The following is a 2,515-nucleotide window of genomic DNA, read 5'->3' as shown; positions in this document are numbered from 1 at the left end:
GAGCATTCAAGGACGGAGTGTACGTTGAACCGCTTGAGCTGGAGAAGCTCATGCTGGCGGGCGAATAAACCGATCGCATATTAACAGGGAGATTGCCGGTCGGTTCGGTATCGCGGAAACGACGGTCAAGACGCATACGTTCAGAAATATCGGAAAGCTGTGCGTCAAACGTCGAGGTCAAGCCGTTGCCCGCGCCAGAGACTGGAATTGAACGAATAGGGCGGAGTATGTTGGGACACAAATAGCGCAGCCTGCAGGCTGCGCTATTTGAGTTACCAATCGACCGTATTTTCCCCACGTCGCGAAGCGGTTTGTCTACGGAAGTCGCGATGATGTACTCGCTTTCATTCATGATCTCCGGTTTAAACTGGTTTTAAACTCTCCCCTGTATACTGTTGGGAAACGCCTTACTGCATCGGAAGTGGAATTCGAAGAGACTTCGGTTAAGGAAATGGAAAGGAAGGGCCTAATGAATAAGGCAAACAACTTTAGAAAGCGAGCAATTATAGGCTTGTTGGTACTGATAACTTTAACCCTTCTGTTGATTAGCTCTGTGACGAACGGAAGGCTCTGACTGCTTATGGTACCCTGCAGGACATTCCCCCTTGGAGGAAAACGATAAGATATATACTCGGAATGGCGATGGCCTGACCGAGTAAGCCTCCCTGTATGCCACCTGTTCATGTTATACGATAACAACGAGGAAGCGCCGGAAGGCTTCAAACAACTTAAGCATACTTAAGATCGTATCAACTTCGCCAAACGGCAAGGTGACGCGATCTTTTTTTCGATGCTTGAACTTGAGACATTGAGCAGTCAACAATTGCTGGAGCATTTCGCCGAATTGTGGTAACAATGATTATTAAGGCCCAGCAGCGGTTGGGAGTAAACTTTCACGAGGACTACGTACACTTTATCAGAACGTTTGTGGGAGCATATGCAGGTCTAGCGGTACATGCCTTCTCTAATGGCTCTAGTCTCGGAAATGAAACGGTTGTCGATTTGACGCTGGAGTTCCGAGAGCAATTTAAGGAGCTTCCCTTTGCAGAAGTTTTGCGAACCAGTTATGTCATTTCCATGGATGGGTCCGGCGATCCGATCATCATCGATCAGGCAGGAAAGGTTTTTATCTGTTATCACGATACCGGGGAGATCAAGTTATTAGCGGATTCATTTGAGGAGCTGATCGAGGAAAATTTTTATGAATGGTGATTAGTCTAATCCATTTAACTTAATTAAATTTCCAATAGGTGGTGTGATGGATTATGGGTGACCAAGTAATCAATAAACATAAGAAGTTGCTGCCAAGCGTGAAAGAAGAAGCAACAGTAAAATCAGTTGCTTGTATCGAAGTGGCAGTTACAAATATGCAACGTGCAGTCGACTTCTATGTGTTTCAATTGGGTTTCTATCTTAACACCACTAAAAATCGTCTTCCTATTGAAACAGACAACACAGAGGTATTTATCTATCCTGCATCAGGCGTTGAAATCATGCTTGTACAAACTGATGGAGAAGAACGATTAGCTTTTAATCATAAAGGAAGACCTAATCATGTTCTTCTATTGGAAATTAGCGAGGACATTGAAAAATGCCATAGAAGATTAGTTGAAGCGGGTATAAGGACGAGCCCGATTAAAGATAGTGGCGGATGCGGAAAATCATTTGATGTTTTCGACCCGGATGGGAATTTTATTAAGTTGTGGTTTGGTTATCCGAATTAATTAGCCGAATGACAGGGTTTGGAGCCAAAATGAACTTAACCTATCAGCGGTTATGCTATAATATAAAATATTTACTGGATCTAACTGTTGCAGAAGGGGGATACACATTGTGAATCGGTTGTACACAGGGAAGACAAAAGATGTATATGAGCTGGAAAACGGGGATTATCTGTTGAAGTTTAAGGATGATGTAACAGGGGAGAACGGTGTATTCGATCCTGGCGCCAATACAGTAGGGTTAGTTATGGAAGGTGCCGGGCGGGCAGGACTCCGCTTAACGAAGTTCTTTTTCGAGAAATTAAATGCAGCGAACATTCCGACGCATTACATCGATGCGGATATCGAGAGAGCAACGATGACCGTTGCTCCCGCCTCTGTGTTCGGCCAAGGGCTTGAGGTCATATGTCGCTATCGCGCGGTAGGCAGTTTTCTACGTCGTTACGGCCTGTATGCGCAAGAAGGGCAAACACTGGATGCATTTGTGGAAGTGACGTTAAAGGATGATGCGCGTCAAGATCCCCCGATCAGCAAGTCTGCTCTTGAAATGCTGCGTATTTTGTCAGCCGAAGAGTACGAGGCGCTGGAAAAACTGACGAAGCAGATCAGTCAAGTCGTAAAGGACGAGCTAAGCTTGAAGGGCATCGAGCTGTATGATATCAAGTTGGAATTTGGCCGATTGAAAAAGGACGGACAAGTTGTTCTTATTGATGAAATATCTGGCGGAAACATGAGAGCATTCAAGGACGGAGTGTACGTTGAACCGCTTGAGCTGGAGAAGCTCATGCTGGCGG

4 protein-coding genes are annotated in these 2,515 nt (G+C 45.2%); 3 read left to right on the top strand and 1 reads right to left on the bottom strand.

Annotation, left to right across the window (positions count from 1 at the left end):
* Nucleotides 1–352, bottom strand: a 352-nt coding sequence (locus tag PAT3040_RS40250; protein WP_258234771.1) for a hypothetical protein, incomplete at its 3' end; no start/stop codon positions are given.
* Nucleotides 353–855: 503 nt separating this feature from the next.
* Here PAT3040_RS40250 and PAT3040_RS00795 point away from each other — a divergent pair.
* From PAT3040_RS00795 to PAT3040_RS00785, 3 genes are all read left to right on the top strand, one after another.
* On the top strand, nt 856–1,212 hold the full coding sequence (locus PAT3040_RS00795; protein ID WP_108991135.1) for an SMI1/KNR4 family protein: 357 nt from the start codon (nt 856–858) through the stop codon (nt 1,210–1,212).
* A 53-nt stretch (nt 1,213–1,265) separates the two neighbouring features.
* Nucleotides 1,266–1,724 (top strand): VOC family protein, encoded by a 459-nt coding sequence (locus PAT3040_RS00790; RefSeq protein WP_108991134.1) that lies wholly within the window; start codon nt 1,266–1,268, stop codon nt 1,722–1,724.
* 109 nt (nt 1,725–1,833) lie between these two features.
* Nucleotides 1,834–2,515: phosphoribosylaminoimidazolesuccinocarboxamide synthase (locus PAT3040_RS00785; protein WP_108991133.1), on the top strand; the 682-nt coding region annotated here is incomplete at its 3' end.

This window comes from Paenibacillus agaridevorans (assembly GCF_003112455.1).
In the GTDB taxonomy this organism is placed as follows: Bacteria; Bacillota; Bacilli; order Paenibacillales; family Paenibacillaceae; genus Pristimantibacillus; species Pristimantibacillus agaridevorans.
Note: the sequence above shows the minus strand (reverse complement) of the source record. Positions and strands in the feature narration are given on the sequence as shown.

Excerpts from the sequence above, each read along its gene's own strand:
- PAT3040_RS00795 (WP_108991135.1), top strand. The coding sequence starts at position 856 with ATGATTATTAAGGCCCAGCAGCGGTTGGGAGTAAACTTTCACGAGGAC.
- PAT3040_RS00790 (WP_108991134.1), top strand. The coding sequence starts at position 1,266 with ATGGGTGACCAAGTAATCAATAAACATAAGAAGTTGCTGCCAAGCGTG.